Origin of the sequence: Treponema denticola (assembly GCF_024181605.1) — a bacterium.
GTDB lineage: Bacteria > Spirochaetota > Spirochaetia > Treponematales > Treponemataceae > Treponema_B > Treponema_B denticola_B.
Map to the genome: position 1 here is coordinate 560,316 of NZ_CP054477.1, position 20,727 is coordinate 581,042.

Below are 20,727 nucleotides of genomic sequence, written 5' to 3' on the forward strand. Positions count from 1 at the left end.
TAGATGACTTTTTTAAGAGCATCAAATTAAGGTTTGGTAAGTTGAATAAAAAACGTTTTTTTATAAGCCTTTTTATATGTTTTCTCTCTATTTTTGCCTTTTCAAAAGGATCTGCCGAATCGGATTATGCAACGGCTAAAAGTCTTTTGGAAGAGTCAAAAAATACTGCGGCCTTGCAGGATATAGTTAATGTTATTGAAAACAAACCTGAATCTATGGAAAATGGAATAAGTCTAGCTAGAAAAACAATGAAAAATCAAGCCGAATTTAAAAAAACCTTCCATGAACTTATAGAGCTTTTAAGAGTAGATCCTAACAATAACTTAAAAAGAATTGCAATGATAGACAAGATGGAAGTTTTGGAAGCGGATATGGATCCGGACCTTAGAGCCTTTTTGGACAAGGTAAAAATATCCTCATTCTATGCTATTTACCGTATAAAGTTTAATGATTTGATGAGTGAGGGTATTAAACTTATAGAAGAAAAGAAATATAATGATGCTGCCAAGACTTTTATTCAAGGTTTTTCAATGTATGACGGCGAGGCAATGAATGAAGATAAAAGTGCCCAAATAAGCGGCATTTTGAAAAAAGAATTTGATTTGGTCAAATCCGATACAAAAAAATACGAGGCTGCTTATACCGAATTTATTTCGGATGTGAATAGATATAGGAATAAAGTTTTTTCATCATCCTTATCCTCTCTTGAAAACGAATTAAATGCTTTGAAGAATTCTTCTTCTCAGCTTAGGAGTATTACCGGTTCATTAATAAGATCGGGTACGTCATTAAAACAGATTTATCTAAATGAAAGGAAAAAAAATGTTGAGTCCGAAGAAACCATATTACCTTTTGCTTACCGTTTAACTATCGGAAGGGATTCGGCAAAAAAATATGAAGGTGTTGAAGGTGCTATGGAAGCGGGAGTGCATGAGCCGCTTTATTCTTTGGCAGACAGTCATTGGTTAGAAATTAAAAAACTATGGTTTGAATCTTGCAATACATTTGATTTTGAAAATGATATATCTATCGATAAAAATTTATCCCTAATTGATTTTCATTTAAAAAGCCTGACAGGAATTTATTCCGTTATTAATACACGTTCAAGCTCAAGATTTGGACAGACGGTTGATTCTCAAGATAAAAAAAGAAACTCTTTAGCCGAGCTTAATAAAATTATAGATTCTACAAAAAAATATTACAGCCGTTTTTTAGCTATGAGAGAAAGAATACAGTCTATTCCATCTTCTTACACCGGCAGTTCCGATGAATTGCGCAATTCTAAAAATCCTAAAGTTAAAACTTTAAAGGCTGAGATTCAAGAATTGGAATCTATGATAGTTTCCGTAAAAAAATTATCCGAATCTTCGCTACCTCACATTGCAAATGATCTCGGCAAAGAACAGGAAGCTTTAGAAGCCAAAAATAGTTTATTGTTAAGTAACTTGGATAAGGTCAGGCTTATATGTTATGAAGGGCTTGCTATCATAAATAATAGATCAGGTAAAGAGGCTTTTGCCGAGACAAAGCAAAGATATGAGCGCTTTACGAATGATAAACAAAAGACCGATAAGATCTCTCCGGCAGAAGCCAGACAAGAGCTTTTAAGCTTAAAAGAAATTGTAAAATTAGATATTCGTATTTTGAATAATTTTATTAAAGATACAGATCCTTCCGTATCCGAGTCGAGTAAGGTTTTTGCAGAAAATAAAAACGGTATTGAAAAGACAATTGCATCTCTTAAAGATTTTTCCGCTAGTATAGATTCGAACTTGGCATTGATGGACTCAACTCTTTTAAAAATACAGTTAGCAAAAAATGAAGCCGACTTAAGGTTTGAGGAAGCAAAAAGAAATTTAGCATCCGGTAATTTTAGTGCTGCAAGGCGAAATATAGAACTGTCCCGAACAAGAACAAATGATGCTTTACAGCTTGAAGAAGATGAAGAATATAGACAAATGACAGATGAAAGGCTTGATAAATTAGGTAAAGAAATTAATGATGCGGAGAACGCTGTAGTTGTTAAAGATGTCCGTGCATATTTGGAAAAGGCAAAAAAGGAGTACTTTAATACCGAGTTTATAAAAGCTGAAGAAACTTTGAATGCAGCACGCAGCCGTTGGGCTGTAACCAATATTGAACCGAACGAAGAAGTTGAAAGCTGGCTGGCAATTGTAAATACTGCAGGAACCTTAAAAACAGGAAGATCTATTCCGGCTTCCGCTCCCCTATATCCTCAAATGATACAGCTTTTAAATAATGCTAATCAGCTTTATTTGGAAGCAGAGCAAAAAATAAAGGCGGGTCAGAGGAGTGCTGCCTTAAATAATCTAAATCAAGCTAAGGATAATATACGACAGGTATTATTGATATTCCCGTATAACGAAATTGCAGGACAATTAAATTTAAAAATCGATAAGTTGATAGATCCTGCAAACTTTAACGAGCAATTCAAAAGGAAAGTTAAAACTATAAGAGCTCAGTACAAGCGTAATTCTCAAAAATCGTATAGCGACTTATTGGATTTGTATAGCATTGATAAAAACTTTTCGGGGCTTGCCGCTTTGAAGGATGAAATTGAAATTTACTTAGGACTTAAACAGCCGCCGCCCGATCTTAAAGCAATCTCAGAATCTGCCAATCTTACTAAGTCGGCTCAAGCAATATATACAGCCGGTGATAGGCTTTCATTCCCGATTGCTTTGCAGCAGTTGGATACGGCTATTAAACTTAATCCGCAAAATATTGTTGCGATACAATTAAAAGACTCAATTCAAATGGCTATGGGCGGTGCTGCCGTTATTGTACTTTCTGCTGCTGATGAGGCGAAATATCAGCATGCTGTTTCCGAATTACAAAAAGGAAATAAGGTTATAGCGGCTGCATTGGTTGAACAGCTTATGCAAAGTCCTAATGCAAAAAATTCTGCAAAAGTTAGAGAATTAAAAAAGAGGATAGATGCATTACTATGATTAACGGAAAAAAATGTATGAGGAAATTCTTAACTATATTTTTAATATTCTTATTTTTTACATGTTTTTTATCGGCAAAAGAATTTTATTGGGAAAATCCTTCCATCATAAGCGGCCGAAACGGATACTTTTTAAAGTCGGCTTCAAATGCAAATATCTCCGCATCTGTCTGGGAAGAAGCCGTTAAATCATCTGATAGTGAGGGGTTAATATATATATCAACAGGCGTATATGCAAATAATAAATGGACCATAAATGAAAGAATAATTCCGCCCATACCTTATACAGCCGATATTCCGTCGATTGTTTCTATCGCTGTTGGAAATGATGACAGTATTTTAATTGCATTGGTAAAAAATCGTAATACTATTACGATTTTAAAAAGTACCGATTACGGTAAAACATATACGGTTAAAAATATTACTACCGAAATATACGATTTGCTTTCTCCTCAACTATCCGTTGCTTCAAACGGTAAGTATCTTATGTTTGTTTCTCATGGTGCAGATGAAAAGTTTTCTATATTTTATTCTTCATCTGAAGACGGTCTTAATTGGCCTGCTTTTTCTGAATTTAACTTTGCAAAAAAAATGGATAGGATTTTTCTTCCTGCACATACGGCTTCTGCAAGAAATGATGTCTTGGTTTTTCAAGCCTTGGATAAGAGCGGGGACAGGCGTACTTACCAGCTTTTTTCTTCATTTTCTTCTAATGGCGGTTCTTCTTGGTCGGAGCCTGTGAGAATAACGGATAATTTTGATTTTAACAATCAAAGACCTCATATATTATATATTAATTTGGAAAAATCTATTTTCATTGTTTGGGAACAATCATCTTACCGCAGCGAAAAGAATTCTCCCGCTTATGCCGTTTTAGATAGCAAAGGAAAACTTGCCTCTTCAATTGAAATACTTCCATCCGGAAATGGAACGATATTTAGTCCTAGAATTATAGCTTATAATAGTAAGCCTCTTATTTCTTGGTCAGAAACTTATGACGGCAAATCATCCATTTTGATTGCAAGAAAAGAGGATTCAATTTGGACAACCGACTCTGTTGCATCTATTACCGGCTTCTTGCTTTTTGTAAATCCTTTTTTTGTAGACGATAATCTTCATATTCTTTGGCAAGAAGGTGTACGCTCGGCAAAAATAATGCATATCGAACCTGACCATGAGGTAGCGAAAGCTCAGCTTCAGCCTTTGAATTTTGATTCAAAGACTTCGGAAGGAAGACAAAAAATTACAATGAAGATTAAATTTCCCAATGACTCATCAGGTATAGCCGGTTATTCGTATGAATGGTCAAAGGATGTTCCTCCCGAATCTGTAGCCCCTGTAATTAAAAAATTAAAAGACGAAACCGTTTTGGTGTATGAACCTGAAGAAGACGGCTTGTGGTATTTGGGTATAAGGGTATGCGATTATGCCGGAAACTGGTCGGAGATGACTACGGTTTCTTATGAGAGAGATATAGTTCCTCCCGCAGCTCCTATATTTGATTTATTGGCCTTAGATAAAAAAGGTTTTGTAAAATCGAATACATTTGATATTAAATGGAATCCGCCCGATTTAGATATAAACGGAAAACCTGAAACGGCTATAAACGGTTATATATGGAACCTTTCGTATATAAGTGATATAGATAAATTTCTTTCGTACCTAAAAACGGCAGGGACGGCATTTATAGATGATGATGTTGTGCAAAAAGTTTTGTCGGATAATTTAAATGCTAAATTAAATACATCAAATATAAGTTCGGTTTCAAATAAAAGAGAATTTAAAAATTATGAAAATGGTCTTTATGCTTTAACCGTTTCTGCAGTAGACGCTTTTGGGAATATCGGTGTTCCGGCAGTAAAGTATTTTGCTTTAAATAAATATATTCCGTATACTTATGTTGCAGATGTAAATGCAGTGCAAGCTATGGACGGATCTATCTCTCTTTCATTGGTAGGTAAGGGCTTTGCTGCCGGGGGTGAAGTAACTTCAGTCTATGTTGATTCTGACGGAGTTCCGCCTTATGACCTAACTATAGAAAAAAAAGATTTTTCTATTCTGAGTGATAAACTTATATCTAATATAAAAATAAATTATTTGGATTCCGGAAAATACTATGTGGGATTAATGCACTCAGGGCGAGGAGTTTACTTTGCCGATAAAACCATATCCTTTGATGATATAGGAAATATTAAGTTAGGTAATTACGGAAATACCTATAAATATAATTGGCTTCTTTCGGCTATGGATTCCGATTTTTCGGATTATTTTTTAATTATTTGTTTTACCATATTTATTTTATTTATTATGATTCTTTCAATAACGGGAGTTATTTATTCTATAAAAGAAGCTATAAAAATAAAGTATGAAGTAAGTGTTTTATTACGCGGAGGTGCTATGGCATTTGGAAAAGAAAAAAAACTGTCTGCATTAAAAGTTAGAGGCGGCGGATTAAGGTTAAAGTTTATGATGTTTACAACTGCTTTGATAGTATCCGTTATTTTAACCTTGGCTCTTTCTTTGGGTTTTCGATTTTCAGAAATACAGGAAAGACTGTTGGCTGAGGGTTTGGCTTCAAATACTCAGATTTTGCTTGAAAGTTTGAGTTCCGGTGCTAAAGCTTATCTTCCTTCAAAAAATGTATTGGAGTTGGGCTTTTTACCTTCGCAAGTTTCTGCACTTAAAGAAGCAACCTTTGCAACGATAACCGGTGTTCATATTGATGATAAAAAAGTAGGTTATAATTTTGTTTGGGCTTCCAATGATGAAGATATTCTTTCTAAAATAGATACTCCCGATTTTGTTGTAGGTAAATCCGAGTTATCATTGCCTCAATTGGAAGATGTATATAAAAAACTTAATGAACTTGATAAGGAAGCAAAAAATAATATAGGCGAGCTTTCGGACGAAATTCAATCTTTAACAAATACGGCTATGGAAATTGCCTTGAGTACGGATAGAAGATCGGTAGAAAGACGAAATGAAATTCAATCTGCCATAAATCAAATGGAAACAAAACTTAGTTCCGAACTTAACGGATTAAGTATAAAAGGTGCCGGTTCTTATCCCGAATTTAATTCAAAAAAACTTTCAAGAGATATTACAAGTTATCTTTTTTACAAGCCTATTCTTTACAGACAGGCAGGAGGACAATCTAATTTTGTTCAAGGTATGGTTTATATTCAGGTTTCTACACAGAGTTTGATTGAACAAATTGATGAAGCGACAACTGCACTGCGTAAAGTTATATTATTGATTTCGTTGGCGGCTCTTGTAGCAGGTTTAGCCGGTGCTTATATTATGTCTTCGATTATTACGGCTCCTATAAAAAAACTTGTAAGACATGTTGCAATGATTGCCGCTACCGAAGACAAGGTACTTCTTGCAGGTAAAGATGTTAAACTTAAAACAAAGGATGAGATAGGTGTTTTAGGAACCACCATAAATGAAATGACAAGCGGTCTTGTCGAAGCAGCTGCTGCTTCAAAAGATTTGACTATGGGTAAAGAAATTCAAAAAATGTTTTTACCCCTCGATTTAGATGAAGCAGGAAGAAAACTTACATCAGGAAAGACTGTAGACGATAATGTAGAATTCTTCGGTTATTATGAAGGTGCCCGTGGTGTATCGGGAGACTATTTCGACTATATAAAATTGGATGATAGATATTATGCAATTATAAAGTGTGACGTTGCAGGTAAGGGAGTTCCAGCCGCTCTTATCATGGTAGAGGTTGCAACTCTTTTCTTGGACTATTTTAGAGACTGGAGCTATAAAAAGCAGGGACTAAAAATAGATCAGGTTGTATCACGAATAAACGACTTACTGGAATCCAGAGGTTTTAAAGGCCGCTTTGCAGCCTTTACCCTTTGTCTTATGGATTCGATAACCGGTAATGTTCATTTTTGTAATGCAGGAGATAATATTATCAATATTTATGATGCAGCCTCAAAGAAAATGAAAGAAGTCGTGCTAACCGAAGTTTCTGCTGCAGGAGTTTTCCCGACTTTTATGATAGATATGAAAGGCGGCTTTAAGGTTGAAACCGTTAAATTAAATTCCGGAGATGTTCTGTTCCTATACACTGACGGTATTGAAGAAGCCAAACGATTGTTTAGGAATTCCAAACTGCAGCCTGTTTTATGCGAAGAGCCGGGACTTGAAAAAGATGCCGAACATGAAACTCATAGTGTAGGTCAGGACGGAGAAGAGTTAGGTAAGCCCCGTGTATGTGAAATTATCGAAAGTATTTTTGCCCGCAGATTTTTTAGCTTAAAGAAATGGCATAATCCGATTGAGAATGAACAATTTGATTTTGATTTTACAAACCTTGAGGGAACAATTGAAGATGCGGTTATAGGCCTTGTTTCAGTCGAAAAAATATTCCGAATGTATCAGGATCCTAAGGCAACCGAGAGGGATATGGTTCAGGTAGATAAAAAAATAGATTTATTTTTAAATAAACATTTTAGGCAATATCAAACTTATTGCGGAAACCGTGTGCCAAACACAAATTATAACGAATATCTTTATTATACAAATGTACGGGAAGATCAGCAATATGACGATTTAACTATTTTGGGAATTAAGAAGAAATAAGACCATGCTCAAAGTAGAAAACTTAAGTAAGTATTACGGAAGCAAAAAAGCTCCGGTTGTAGGCTGTAAAAATATTTCGTTTGAAGTAAAAACGGGAGAGATAACTTCGCTTTTAGGTTTAAACGGTGCCGGTAAAAGCAGTATCATAAACTGTATATCAGGTTATTATACTCCGGATGAAGGAGATGCTTTTATAGGTTCACACTCCATATTAACTGATGGACTTGAAGCAAAAAAACTTTTAGGCATTCTATATGAGCAAAATCCTCTTTATTCAAATATGACAGTTTATGACTTTTTATATTTTGCAGGCCAAATGCACGGAATAGAAAAAGAAAAATTGGATGCTGCTTTAAATGAGGTAATCGATTTTTGTGAAATAGATGAAGTAAGAAATCACTTAATTAAAAGTTTATCCAAGGGCTTTAAGCAGCGTGTAGGCTTAGCTCAAGCTGTTTTACATAATCCTCCGTTAATTATTTTAGATGAGCCTGCTTCGGGTTTTGATTCGGTGCAGGTAAAAGATTTTGAAAAAAAAATATTGCATATTGCAAAAGAAAAAACAATTTTGATATGCACTCATGATTTAAGGCAGGCTGCGGAGCTTTGCTCCAATCATATTTTGCTCAATAAGGGAGAAATAATAGCCGTTGGTAATCTTTTAAAAATAAAAGAACAGCTGGCGGCTGAAGGCTGCGAGTTCGATTCTGAAATAAATTATACCGTATTGGAAAAAGCCTTTGAATTTTTTGCAGGGATAAACAAAAATGAATTTAGAAAAAACGAATAAAAATCTTATTTTTTTTATTGCAAAAAAAGAATTTAAGATGATATATAAAAGTTCATCCTTTTATGCTGCTTCTCTTTTTTTTCTGTCCGGCGCGGCTATTGCTTTTATCGGCTCCGATTCGTGGTTTAATGCAGGCTTGTCGGATTTAAAAAACTTTTTTTTAAATATGCCTCTTTTATTTTGTGTTGTAATTCCTATGTTGACGATGAGTTCGTGGAGTGATGAAAAAAAACAATTTACCGATAAGTTTTTATTTTCTTTGCCCGTTTCAATCCGCTATATTGTACTGGGAAAATATTTAAGCCTTATTTTAATATGGTCTATTATGCTTGTATTAAGCTTGGTAATACCGCTTTCAGTTTTTCCATTGGCTTATTTCGATTCCGGCTCTTTTTTTGTTTCTTACTTTTCTATTTTTTTATTCGGTGCGGGTATTATTTCGATTTCTCTTGGCCTTTCGGCAGTAAGCGGTAAACCTGAAATTAATTTTTTGCTTTCGTTTTTGACGGTTTTATTTTTTACAATTATTTATCCTTTGACAAAAAATTTAAATCTTCCTTTATTGCTGAATGAGATTATCTCTTATCTTTCTTTTAGTTCTCATTTTGAATCGGCTGCACGAGGGCTTTTTGATTCACGCGACATTATCTTCTATTTAATTTTAGTCGCCTTAGGAATTGAGCTTAGTGTTTTTATTTTAACACAACAAAGGAATGTAAGATGAAAAAAGAATATAAGTTTCAATTTTTGCTTTTTGTTTTGATGCTTATTTTAATTTCTCTTGTTTCTTCAAAAATATATTTTAGACTTGATACTACAAAAGAAAAAAATTACACCCTGTCAAATTATACAAAAGAATTATTGACGAATCTTGAAAGCTCCGTAAAGGTAACTTGGTTTAAAAGTTCAAATGTAGATAATTTTTTCCCTTCATTAAAATATTTAAACGATATGCTTTCGGAGTATAAATTATATTCCAATGGAAATTTTGATGTTGTACTAAAAGATACTGCAAGCCTTTCATCGGATGCTATAAGCAAGATAGGGCTGGTTCCCCGTGAAATAGAAGCTCAAGACAATGCCGTAAAGATAATCCATAAGCTGTATTCCGGTCTTATGATAGAATATATGGGGCAAACAAGAATTATACCCTTTATTGATGATATTGATACCTTAGAGTATGACCTTGCAAGATTTATTTTAAGTATGAGGTCTGATGCTTTAGGAAATACCCAAGCCGGAACGGTTTTTCTTATTGCAGATCCTGCCTTGCTTGAAACAGATTATTCTTATGTCATTCCTTGGCTTGAATATGCAGGTTTTAATGTTTTACCTTTGGAATTGCCTGTAAGCAATATACCTGCCGAATTTCCTCTTTTGGCTATAGGTTCGGATTATATAGATTATTCTTCCGCTGCTGCGATAGATATGTTTTTACAAAAAGAGGGCAGGGCTGTTTTTTTTGTTTCAGGAAATAAGGTCGATGTAAAAGGTTCTTGGAAAGCGAAGCCTAAGGTAAAAGATTTTTTATTGGATGTGCTTTCTCATCACGGCTTTTATATAAATGCCGATATGGCCTTGGATTTAATAAATAACTTCCGCATTACGATGGCTCAAGTTGATAATAAAGGTACAAAACTAATTAATTATCCTTTTTGGATTCAGTTTCCTCTAAGCGGTATTAACCGAGACCATCCGATATTTGCAGCTTACCGGCCTTTGATTTCTTTTTGGCCTTCTTCAATCGATTTGGATTTAAATAAAAACACCGAGCTTGTTCCCTATGTACTTACAGGTCAAAACTCCTTGACGGTTTTCGATTCTTACAGCACCGATCCTCTTGAAAATCATTTTAAAAAATTTGAAGATGCATCGTTTAAGCCTTCGGTTATAGTTGCAGGACAAACAAAGCCTTCCCGTATCTTGGTTATAAGCGATGAGTATATGATAAGCAGGGCAATCGATTACACCGGCTCCACATACAATATGGATTTTATGGTAAACTGTTTGGAATATGTTTCTTTGAAAGACAATCTTCTTTTGTTAAAAAATAAAAAACATTCTCCTCCTCCCTTTAAACAATTTGAAGATAGAGAAAAAATGACAAGCCTTGTATTTAGGGCAAGATTAATTTCTATTATACTTCTTCCTCTTTCCGTTTTTATTTTAGGGCTTTATATGTTTATAAAACAAAGGAGATCAAGGTGAAAAGCTTTTTTAAGTTAAAAAAATATACTCAAGCTTTGATTTTTGCAAATATTTTTTTTCTTTTAAGTTTGATTTTTGTAAGTATTCCAAAAAATGAAGCAAATGTTTTTAACACTTCACTTGTATCAAGACAAAATATAGAAAACATAGATGAAATTGTTTTTACTATTCCCGATAATTCCCTTCCTCCGCGTTTTAACGAGTTAAGGCTTACCAAAAAAAAGGATAAGTTTGTTTTGAGTACTCAATCTGGAGAATATAAGGTTCAATCGGCCTTAATAGAAAGACTCTTTTCCGTTTTAAGTACTAAACAAAATTTTAGGTTTGTAAGCGATGACATAAAACAATATATTAATTTCGGATTGGATGAAGATCATGCTGCCCGTCTACAGCTATTGCGTTCCGATAAAACCATAATGGGCGATTATGTTTTCGGAAAAAACGATACGCTGGGGATAAACCGTTATGTCCGAATAGATGCCCGCACAAAAATTTTTATTATGCCTGATGTCTTATCTTCTTTTTTAACCGTAAAATCTAACTTTTGGCTCGACCTGCAAATTTATAAATACAAATTTGAAAATAACTCAATTCAGCTTATCGAAAAAAACAAACAGCTTATCACCCGTTCGGATAAACATAAAGAAAAATTCGGCGAGTTGGAAATATTTTTAAAACAATTTTCATGTATAGATATTTTTCCTGCATTTCCGATTACCAATTCGGAAACTCAAGAGCTTAATTTAATTTTAGGGACGGGAGAAAAAATAGAGATTCTTCTTACACCGATGGAAAGCGGCGATTTTATTTTGTTTGATTCCGCTTCTAATAATTCTTATGTCATAAGCGGATACACAAAACGCCGCATCGATTCCATCTTAAATTCTATTTTTGAGAATTCTAAAAACTGATGCCGTTAATTGCCGTCTCGTTTAGAAGTTTTTCGATATTGTTTATACAAAGCTCCAAATAGTTTTCAGGCACAGGTGCTTTTTTCCAAGGATGGGTCAAGGCACTGGAGCTGTTTATTCTTATAAGGGCCAAATTGCAGCCGGAATTTTTAAGAACTTCCATTACCGTTTTTGCATCTCCTCCTTGGGAGCCGACTCCCGGAATCAGCATGGGAACCTCTCCTGCTTGGGCGTAAATACCCGAAATTATTTTTAGCTCTTCCATTCCCGTAGCACCGACAACGGCTCCCGTTCCCGGAAATTCCTTTGCATAAAAAGCAATCTTTTTTGCAACCTCGATATAAAGCTCCGGATTATTTTTACCGTCATAATCGGTTTTAAGATTTTGAAAATCCTTTGCTCCGGGATTGCTGGTTCGGTTTAAAATATAAGCCCCCTTATCCGAATATTTTTCAGAAATAAATGGAAGAATAGAATCGCTTCCCATGTAGGGGCTGACCGTTACCGCATCCGCCTTCCAGCCGTCAAAGGCCTCGATAGCATAGTTAAGACTGGAGCGGGCAATATCTCCCCGCTTTGAATCGAGGATTACAGGAATACCGGGGAAGTGTTTTTCGATTAGAGATAAAATTTCTGCAAGGCTTTCGGAGCCCGAAAAATCCTTTTCCCTGGGCTTATCAAGGGCCGAATAGTAACCTATATTCGGTTTAAAAGCTGCGGGAACCAAATTCTTTTCCTGCATCTTATCGAAAAGCTCTTTAAAAAAGCTTACAAGGTTATCCTTTACCATTCCCGTTTTATTCGGAATAGCTTCAAAAATCGGGTCTAAGCCCATACATGCACAGTTATTCGTTTTTTTAGCCGAAGTTTTTAATAAGTCGATGTAGTTCATATTGGCGGTAAGTTTAGCCTAAAACGGAAGATGTGTCAATTATCGTTAAGCTATAGATTTTTTTTTGTTTATTTATTATATTTAAGAGATTATGTTAATTACTTTTAAAGAACTGGGACTTGACGATATAGTCCTGCAAGCAGTTGAAGCCAAGGGTTTTGAAGAACCTACTCCTATTCAGGTTTTGGCTATTCCCCGCCTTCTTTCGGGAGAAGCAAATGTTATCGCTAAGGCTCGGACAGGAACGGGAAAGACGGCAGCCTTCGGCCTTCCCCTTGTGCAGGAGCTGCGTTCAAATACCGGAAAGGTGAGAGCCCTTATTTTGGTTCCTACCAGAGAGCTGGCCGTTCAAGTTGCCGGCGAACTTGAATCTTTTAGAATCGAAGAATATCCCCGTATTGCAACCGTTTACGGAGGAGCGGCGATAGGCCCTCAACTCAGAAGCCTAAAAACAGGCATCGAAATAGTTGTAGGAACTCCCGGCCGCATAATGGATCATCTCGATCGGGGCTCCCTAAAAATCGAAGATATAGAATATTTTATTTTGGATGAAGCCGATGAGATGCTTAACATGGGCTTTATCGAAGACATAGAAAACATCTTTTCAAAGGCAAATCCTGAAGCCCGTGTTTTAATGTTTTCGGCGACGATGCCCAAGCAGATACTGAGCATAGCTTCCGACTTTATGGGCGACTATGAAATTGTCGAAGAAGAACCTCAAGAAGAAAGAGCGTCTTTAACGGAACAATTTTTTTGGGTCGTAAGGGAAGGAGATAAAACCGAAGCCCTTGTCCGGCTTATAGATACAAGCCCTAACTTTTACGGCCTCGTATTTTGCCAAACAAAAATCGATGCCGATGATGTTGCAAAAGAGCTTGACGAAAGGCACTACGAAGCTGCCGCCCTCCACGGGGATATTCCTCAAAGCCAAAGGGAAAAAATATTGGAACGCTTTAGAGCAAAAAAGACCCGTATTCTTGTTGCAACCGATGTTGCCGCAAGGGGTATAGACATCGAGGGTATTTCCCATGTTGTAAACTATGCAATTCCTTATGACGGGCCGACCTATACCCACCGTATAGGAAGAACGGGACGGGCAGGAGCGGCAGGGGTTGCCGTAAGTTTTGTACGCCCCAACGAGGTAAAAAGAATAGAGTACCTGCGCAAACATGCCCGCGGAGAATTAAAAGAAGGCAAAATTCCTTCAATCGAACAAGTCATCGAAATCAAGCGAACCCGTATCTTAAAAGAAACGGCAGCCCAAATCGAAAAGCGTATAAGTGAAGAAAAACCCGAACAGGGTTTTGCAGCCTTTGCAAATAAACTTGTAGAATACGGAGATGCTCAAACAGTTCTCTCCTTTATTCTTCAAATGCAGTACGGCTCATTTTTATCGCCCGCTCATTATAAAACAATCAAGCCTGTGCGTTCCGAAGGGAGGGTGCGAAAATCGGATGACGATTCTTTGCGTCTTTATATAGGTGTCGGCCGAAAAGACGGAATTACAAAGCGCAAGCTTGCCGAAATGCTAAGCCGGCTTCTTTCAATCCCCGAACGGCTTGTAGATGACATAGAGGTTATGGATAAGTTTTCCCTCGCTACAATGCCTAAAAATGCCGCAAATGATGCTCTACGCCTCTGTAAAAAGAAAAGGGGCTTACCTCATATGCATATTGACGTAAAAAGTGAGGCTCCGGCTAATTACGGTTCTATCGGTAAAGGTAAAAGAGGTCAAAAGCGGAAAACCGGAACACAAAGAAAAAGAGAAAATCGAAGTGCCGCTTCAAAATATAAACGTAAATAGTTTTAATTTGAAATTTCTAATTTTTGCTTGACAATATTCTATCCTATACGCTATAATCTGGAGTACAGGAGTTATTTTTATGAATGTTATAAAAGGAATTGTGCGGGATAAAAACAAACAGCCTGTCAGTCACGCTAAAGTTGCTCTTTTAACGGAAAGGTTTGAAGTTATAATCAGCGGTGAAGCTGATGAATCGGGCCGTTTTTCTTTGGAAGCTGATGCTAAAAAATATCCTTATTTTATCGCTTCAAAAGGTTTTAATGAAAAATTTCTTGACTTTTGGGGTTGTAATATAGATTTAAGGAAAGACCTTGAGATAAATCCTATTCTTGGTAAAATAGAAATTTTTAGTTTGATATTTTTCCCTTCTCTAGATGTAGATAATTGCATGATGCTTTATTTTAGGCCCATGAGTTTAAAATACCTTTTAGGCACGGAAAAAGTAATTGCACCTGAACTAAGCACCGATGATATAACCGTTTCCGTCAATGGGGACTTTTACGAAATTGTTACTATGAGGGTCATAAGCGAAACGATTAATAAAGGAGTTGAACCTATAAAGGCCTATGCTTTAAAAATAATTCTGGACGGTATTGAATTTGACGGGAAAAATAAACTTGAAATAAGCATTATAAAAGATGAGGGTTACGGCGAAGCCGTTTTATTTTTCTAAATATAGGTTTTTAAATAAGATTGGTTTATGATAGATTCCCATGTTCATCTTAGAGACGGTCTTTTATCCGATAAAGAAACCATAGCCCATGCCTTGGCCTTGGCCTGCCCCGCAGGTTTTACGGCCTTTTTTGATATGCCGAATACCAATCCGCCTCTTACAAATGCAGAAGCTGTTTTAGAGCGTTTTGCTCTGGCGGAAAAATCTATAAGGCAGTCCGGCCTTTCTGCCTTTTACGGTATTTACGGCGGTCTCACTTCCGATGTTTCCCAAATAGAAAAAATGGTTTTATTCTATAAAGAGTACTTTCCTAAAATAGTAGGCTTTAAGATGTTTGCAGGTCATTCTACCGGAAACATGGGTATAGTTGAAAAAGAAGACCAGAGAAAAGTTTATGCCGCTCTTAAAAAATTCGATTACAGAGGCATTCTTGCTATTCATTGCGAAAAAGAAAGCCTTATGAATAATTCCATCTTCGATATTGAAAATCCTATTACTCACAGCCTTGCCCGTCCGCCTGTTGCCGAAACCGAGTCCATAAAGGATCAGATTGAACTTATGCAAAGCGAGGGCTTTAAGGGACATCTTCATATCTGTCACATAAGCACAAAAGAAGGAATAAGGCTTGTTGCCGAGGCAAAAAAAAACGGTATTAGTATTTCGTGCGGGGCTACGGCTCATCACTCCCTCTTAAATATTGATTCTTATAAAAAGTCGGGTATCTTTGTAAAAATGAACCCTCCCTTGCGTGAAAAAGAAGAGCAGGAAGCCGTTTTTAATTCTCTCATTTTAGGCGGGATTGACTGGATTGAAAGCGACCACGCTCCCCACACATATGAAGATAAGAAAAAAGGTGCTTCCGGTATTCCGGGCTTTGCCGGTTCTCTGATTCTTTTAAAAGAACTGCGCAAGGCCGGCTGCTCCGAAAAAAGACTGGACGAGCTTTGCGGTAAGGCCGTAAACCGTATTTTTAAACTTGATTTGCCTTATAAAGTCCCCTCAAACACCGAAATCGATGCCTCCCTCCCCGGTTTAAGAACCGGCTACCCCTTCGATGCCTTTGAATTTTTTGGTATTTCTAAATTTTCTTTTTAAAATTTTTTGCTATTAACTTTAAATAATCTCTACAATAATTATGAAAGGGGAAAAATTTTTCTTCTTTTAAAAAATTATTAACGGGGCTTAATTATGGAAAAACTTTTTAAAATAACTTTACGCAACGACTACGCTTTTAAGCGTGTATTCGGTACTGAGGAGAACAAGGACGTACTACAGGATTTATTGGAGTGTATTTTAGACATTCCGCCTGATGACATCGCTGGTTTGGAGCTTCTGGATAAGGAGTTTCATAAAGAGCTTTTAAGTGAAAAATTAGGTATTTTGGATATCAAGTTAAGGCTAAAAGACGGCACCTTTGTCGACATTGAAATTCAAAACAGTTGGCATTTTGATTTTCCTGAAAGAACCTTGTATTATTGGTCTAAGATGTACAATGAAGGAATAAAACAAGGTCAAGACTATACAAAACTGCCAAAGTGTATTACAATAAACTTGGTAGGAAAAGGCTTTAATAAAAATAAGCGTTTGCACAACAAGTATCTTGTTTTAGAACAAGACACAAAAGAGCCTTTAGTTTCAAAACTTGAGATTCATATATTGAACCTTGAAAAGGCAAGGCTCTTAAAAGAAGGTCAATATAAAAATAGTAAAACAAAACGCTTATTAAACTGGCTGAAATTTATAGAAACTGATGATTGGGAGGTACGTAATATGCTGGCACAAGAATCACAGATGATGAGAAAGGCAAATGATACTATTACAATAATGGAAATGAGTCCTAAAGATAAATGGCTATATGATTCCCGTATGAAATACGAGCATGACAGGGCTTCATGTATAAACGAAGGTTATCGACAAGGACTTGAGCGTGGTCTTGATAAAGGTGTTTACCAAAATAAACTTGAAACGGCAAATCTTATGAAAAAAGCAAATTGTGAAATTGACTTTATCATGCAAATGACAGGCCTTAGCAAAGAAGAGATAGAAAAACTCTGATTAGTGTGAGAAAAAATTTAACAATTTTTTTTCAATTTTGCTTGGTATTTTGAATTTTTTGATGTATAATAATGTAAGAACAGTTATATTCGGCCTTTACTATAGGAGGTTTTTATGAAAAAGACATTAATTTTTATTTTGATGATACTTGTTTTAATAGTGTCATCCTGTAATTTGTTTTTAAAAGAAGAATACGGCGAGCTTATTTTAAGCTTTGACGAAAGCCTTCCCGACGGTGCCAGAGCCTTGGGTCCCGACGGTCTTCCAATTCTTTCGACTACTAGTATGAAAATCGATATAATCAGAGAAGACGGCTATACGGTAACAAGAGAACTCGGTGCCGAAGAACCTAAGTCCTTGATTGAGCTTGTACCTATCGGTGAAAAGATAGAGATAATAGTTACGGCAATTAACCCATCAGGTCAATGGTCGGGTAGGGCTTTTCACACTGTAGTTTCAGGTCAAAATCATGTAAGAGTCCTCTTAAACAAAAACATTTCAGGCTTAAAAAATCTTTTGTTTACACAGAAGAAGACTGATGCTCCTACTACCCCATACAACTTAACCCTCTATATGGACGGAAAAGAAATTAATGCTCACTCATCGCAATCAGAGTACAGCTTTGGCCGCGACAGCCTGGGACGGCTTTATATTAGTGTTAATGAGTTCAACTTTCATATCTATCGCTATACGAGTGAGGGTGAACTTCTTAACTATGTCATGGAGTCGATTTCTTGTTTTGCGAACGATTATACGACGGGAAAGATGTACGGTATTAATGGTTCCGGAAATATTATGAAGATAGATGAAAACTTGAACATCTCTGCTTTGAGCCCTCCCACAAGCCTTTTACATTATAACGATGCAGCGGCAATAGATAATAATCGGGTTGTATGGACATGGACAGATAATCCCTCTGACCCTTTAAAACTGAACTTCAAAAACAATTTGGAGAGTGGAGAAAATCCGATACCAATTGCAATCGAGAATCATATTAATATTCACCCTTGCAAAGAATCGAAAGTAAACGATCTTTTTATCCGCGGCGATTATGTATATGTGCTTTTTAATACCGTGAATGAAAGTGCGGGTTCAAGCGATTCTAACCTTTACTCTTTAGGCGGTGTCGTCCGTTATAATATAAACAATTTGACTGCTCCTCCTGTAAAAATCGGTTTTTCAAACAGCGTCAGCTTTGAAGACAGCTTATTAAAAAACTACGACTACTCCAAAAACTTTTACGGGGCTGTAAAAGTAATCGGCTTTGATGAAGAAAACATCTACATAGCCGATGACGGCTTTGATGCTGCCGATACTCCTGCAGGTGCCCGTATCGTTAAAAACCGCAACCGTATCGCAGCTCTTAATATCGCAACAAATACTTTAAGTTTTAGTGATGCCGGGCCCGCAAAATGGTATAACGAATGGAGAGAGTGGAGAACGCCTAATACGAAGATGATAGTGTGGAAATCTGATGCCGACTCCTCAAGAATTGGGATGAGTTACTATCAGGTAGAAAGAGGCGATGAGGACTTATCAAGTGCTCATCCGTTTATAACTTCCGGCGTCTACACCCCCATCGGTGTTTTATACAGCGATGTATTTTGTTATGACAGCGCAGGAAACTTCTATGTTTCGGGCAAAGACGGCAGCGATGAAAAATTATACCGATATGTATTAAAAGATGACGGAAGCTATGAGACCGACGGAGAAAAGGACATATCTAATAAACCGGAGGCTATGGCGGTTTCCGTTTCTTCCATTGCTGCCGATGCGGGAAGAACAATTTTGTTTTATTATAAGGCTCCGTTGAATTATCCTTATACTCATAAAATAGAGCGGCTTGCATGGCCTACGGATACTTTCTCTTATGCAGCAACAGCGCCCGAAATTAAATTGGCTGATTTAGGCGAATATGACACCGTTACTGCAATGGCAGCAAATAAGGACGGCATTTTTGTTGCGGTAAAAACCGTAAACGATAAGAATACTCAAAATGAAAAATATATGATTAGGGTTAAAAAATATGCACATCAACGGCTTGACTCTCCGGGATATATTAGTGCTGCTGAAACCGTAACCGTTATTGATGAAACATCGACAAACTATACTTCTCCTTGGACACAGGAACAGGCAAACGCATACATCAATGAAGACCTCAATGCTCTTTATATTTCAGACGGCGTATTATACGGTCTTACAACTAACCAAAAGGGATATATATATGGCGTTTCCTCCATGGCAACGGAGGTGTTTATAGGCGGTAAACTGCTTAAAATCGGGAATACCAAATCCCTTGGTTCTTATGTTGTTGTACTGTATAAAAACGACGGTCTTAGGCCTGCAACGTCTGGAGAATTCGCCCCCTACCGCTTTATTGCAGTTAAGCCAAAGAAACTCGTTATAGCTTCCGACGGCTATTACGGTAAGGGAACGGCTCCCAGAAATAAAAATAAGGTGTTTGTATTTGATATAGGAAACTGGGCCCATCCTGATGAAACGGTTACTCATGTTAGAATCAATTTCTCAAAACAATTGAGCTATTCCGGCGGCTCATTCATCTGGACAAGTGAATAGGCCTCTTATAAGTCTTTCCGTTCCGGTTTACGGAACGGAAAGCTCTTTGCCTGCTCTTTTGGATAGTATTTTAGCTCAGAACCTGCTGCTTAAAAACGCCGTTCAAAAGAGCGGCTTTTTTTCGAATAATAAAGATACCTTGCCCATCGAAATCCTCATCGTAAATGACGGAAGCCCCGGCGGTTCTTCTTTACCAAAAATTCTTAAACCCTATAAAAAGAAATTCAAAAACCTCGGTATTCCTCTGACTCTTTTGGAACACTCCAAAAATCTCGGACTGGTTGAAGCCCGCCGTACTTTGGTAAATGCTGCCTGCGGAGACTATGTTTTTTTTATAGATCCCGATGATACCATGCCTTCCGATTCTTTGTTGAATTTTTATGATGGTCTGCTTGCTTCGGGCTGCGGTATTCTTTCAAATGCTACGGATATTATTCACGGCAAAATGCGGCTGTCAGTTCCTCAGTTCAATATGGCAGATAAAAAAAATACGGAAAAATTCGACACTTTTTCAAAAAGCGTGCAGTCGATACATCCGGGTTTTCTTTCGGGAAACGAAGTTCTTGAAAATTTTTTAATCAAAAAAGAACACTCAGGTTTTTTATGTGCTAAGCTATTCCGTACCGGTCTTTTGCAAGAGGTGTATGCCGAGCTTCCCCATATTTTTTGTATTATGGCGGAAGACCTTTTGGTATATTTTTTTGTGCTTTTAAAAAAGCCCTCGTACTACGGCATCAATTCTTTTGTATATAATTATATTAACGATACGGGTATATCTTCAGCTGTTCAGGTTACAAGTCTCGACCGCTGGGAAAAAATCTGTTCCTCTGCCTCTGTCTTCACCCTTATTTTTTCCTATATTCAGGAGCATCCCCTTGACGAAAAATATATAGATGAATTACGCATCGCCTGCAATAACCAGCTTAAAAAAAACATAACTAAAATGAACAACGATTTTACCGGCAGCCTCCAAGCCGAAGCCTACGCAATTCTCTGCGATTACTGGGGCGAAGACTATGTAAAACAAATTGAAAAAAGCATGAAGGATGAATAGGCTAAGGGGTGATTACGCCGAAATGATAATTTTGGGTTTGACAAGGCCCTTTATTCATATGACTTTAAAAAACACCTTTACAAGAAACAACTTTTTTCTTTGCGAAGTTGAGCGTGCGCTCAATGCTTTGTGTCCCTCGCGGTTAAATAATCAATAAAATTTACTTTTTTTTTAAATTTTACTATTTATTGCA

At 36.7% G+C, this 20,727-nt stretch carries 13 protein-coding genes; 12 read left to right on the forward strand and 1 reads right to left on the reverse strand.

All coding sequences use genetic code 11. The features are described from left to right. The first annotated feature begins 41 nt into the window (after window positions 1-41). Genes E4N80_RS02440 through E4N80_RS02465 form a run of 6 tightly spaced genes read left to right on the forward strand, consistent with a single transcriptional unit; the run spans window position 42 to window position 11,479 of the window. A complete protein-coding gene (locus E4N80_RS02440; RefSeq protein ID WP_253700154.1) occupies window positions 42-2,972 on the forward strand; it encodes a hypothetical protein in 2,931 nt (976 codons plus the stop codon). Next, window positions 2,969-7,570 (forward strand): SpoIIE family protein phosphatase, encoded by a 4,602-nt coding sequence (locus E4N80_RS02445; RefSeq protein ID WP_253700155.1) that lies wholly within the window; start codon window positions 2,969-2,971, stop codon window positions 7,568-7,570. The genes E4N80_RS02440 and E4N80_RS02445 overlap by 4 nt, the downstream gene beginning before the upstream one ends. A 4-nt stretch (window positions 7,571-7,574) precedes the next feature. Next, the gene (locus E4N80_RS02450) at window positions 7,575-8,360 is read left to right on the forward strand and encodes an ABC transporter ATP-binding protein (RefSeq protein WP_253700156.1); all 786 of its coding nucleotides are present in this window, start codon (window positions 7,575-7,577) and stop codon (window positions 8,358-8,360) included. Continuing rightward, a complete protein-coding gene (locus tag E4N80_RS02455) occupies window positions 8,338-9,084 on the forward strand; it encodes an ABC transporter permease (protein WP_253700157.1) in 747 nt (248 codons plus the stop codon). The genes E4N80_RS02450 and E4N80_RS02455 overlap by 23 nt, the downstream gene beginning before the upstream one ends. Continuing rightward, window positions 9,081-10,568 carry a GldG family protein gene (locus E4N80_RS02460; protein ID WP_253700158.1) on the forward strand — a complete coding sequence of 496 codons (1,488 nt, stop codon included), beginning with the start codon at window positions 9,081-9,083 and terminating at the stop codon, window positions 10,566-10,568. The genes E4N80_RS02455 and E4N80_RS02460 overlap by 4 nt, the downstream gene beginning before the upstream one ends. Then, window positions 10,565-11,479 (forward strand): DUF4340 domain-containing protein, encoded by a 915-nt coding sequence (locus E4N80_RS02465; protein ID WP_253700159.1) that lies wholly within the window; start codon window positions 10,565-10,567, stop codon window positions 11,477-11,479. The genes E4N80_RS02460 and E4N80_RS02465 overlap by 4 nt, the downstream gene beginning before the upstream one ends. Here the strand turns inward: E4N80_RS02465 and pyrF are convergent. After that, entirely contained in the window at window positions 11,469-12,371 is a 903-nt protein-coding gene (pyrF, locus tag E4N80_RS02470; protein WP_253700160.1) for an orotidine-5'-phosphate decarboxylase, read from the reverse strand. The genes E4N80_RS02465 and pyrF overlap by 11 nt on opposite strands. 91 nt (window positions 12,372-12,462) lie before the next feature. On the opposite strand from pyrF, the gene E4N80_RS02475 reads away from it, so the two are divergent. From E4N80_RS02475 to E4N80_RS02500, 6 genes are all read left to right on the forward strand, one after another. Then, window positions 12,463-14,175, forward strand: a complete 1,713-nt coding sequence (locus E4N80_RS02475) for a DEAD/DEAH box helicase (RefSeq protein WP_253700161.1) — start codon at window positions 12,463-12,465, stop codon at window positions 14,173-14,175. A gap of 79 nt (window positions 14,176-14,254) precedes the next feature. Further along, window positions 14,255-14,848, forward strand: coding sequence for a carboxypeptidase-like regulatory domain-containing protein (locus E4N80_RS02480; RefSeq protein ID WP_253700163.1), 594 nt, complete (start codon window positions 14,255-14,257; stop codon window positions 14,846-14,848). A 27-nt stretch (window positions 14,849-14,875) separates the two neighbouring features. Beyond that, entirely contained in the window at window positions 14,876-15,943 is a 1,068-nt protein-coding gene (locus tag E4N80_RS02485) for a dihydroorotase (RefSeq protein ID WP_253700165.1), read from the forward strand. 93 nt (window positions 15,944-16,036) lie between these two features. Next, a complete protein-coding gene (locus tag E4N80_RS02490; RefSeq protein WP_253700167.1) occupies window positions 16,037-16,903 on the forward strand; it encodes an Rpn family recombination-promoting nuclease/putative transposase in 867 nt (288 codons plus the stop codon). Window positions 16,904-17,017: 114 nt separating this feature from the next. Next, a complete protein-coding gene (locus E4N80_RS02495; RefSeq protein ID WP_253700169.1) occupies window positions 17,018-19,480 on the forward strand; it encodes a hypothetical protein in 2,463 nt (820 codons plus the stop codon). Next, a complete protein-coding gene (locus E4N80_RS02500; RefSeq protein WP_253700170.1) occupies window positions 19,473-20,534 on the forward strand; it encodes a glycosyltransferase family 2 protein in 1,062 nt (353 codons plus the stop codon). The genes E4N80_RS02495 and E4N80_RS02500 overlap by 8 nt, the downstream gene beginning before the upstream one ends. Window positions 20,535-20,727 lie beyond the last annotated feature (193 nt).

Excerpts from the sequence above, each read along its gene's own strand:
- E4N80_RS02455 (WP_253700157.1), top strand. The coding sequence starts at position 8,338 with ATGAATTTAGAAAAAACGAATAAAAATCTTATTTTTTTTATTGCAAAA.
- E4N80_RS02485 (WP_253700165.1), top strand. The coding sequence starts at position 14,876 with ATGATAGATTCCCATGTTCATCTTAGAGACGGTCTTTTATCCGATAAA.
- E4N80_RS02480 (WP_253700163.1), top strand. The coding sequence starts at position 14,255 with ATGAATGTTATAAAAGGAATTGTGCGGGATAAAAACAAACAGCCTGTC.
- E4N80_RS02490 (WP_253700167.1), top strand. The coding sequence starts at position 16,037 with ATGGAAAAACTTTTTAAAATAACTTTACGCAACGACTACGCTTTTAAG.
- E4N80_RS02450 (WP_253700156.1), top strand. The coding sequence starts at position 7,575 with ATGCTCAAAGTAGAAAACTTAAGTAAGTATTACGGAAGCAAAAAAGCT.
- E4N80_RS02495 (WP_253700169.1), top strand. The coding sequence starts at position 17,018 with ATGAAAAAGACATTAATTTTTATTTTGATGATACTTGTTTTAATAGTG.
- pyrF (WP_253700160.1), bottom strand. The coding sequence starts at position 12,371 with ATGAACTACATCGACTTATTAAAAACTTCGGCTAAAAAAACGAATAAC.
- E4N80_RS02460 (WP_253700158.1), top strand. The coding sequence starts at position 9,081 with ATGAAAAAAGAATATAAGTTTCAATTTTTGCTTTTTGTTTTGATGCTT.
- E4N80_RS02475 (WP_253700161.1), top strand. The coding sequence starts at position 12,463 with ATGTTAATTACTTTTAAAGAACTGGGACTTGACGATATAGTCCTGCAA.
- E4N80_RS02445 (WP_253700155.1), top strand. The coding sequence starts at position 2,969 with ATGATTAACGGAAAAAAATGTATGAGGAAATTCTTAACTATATTTTTA.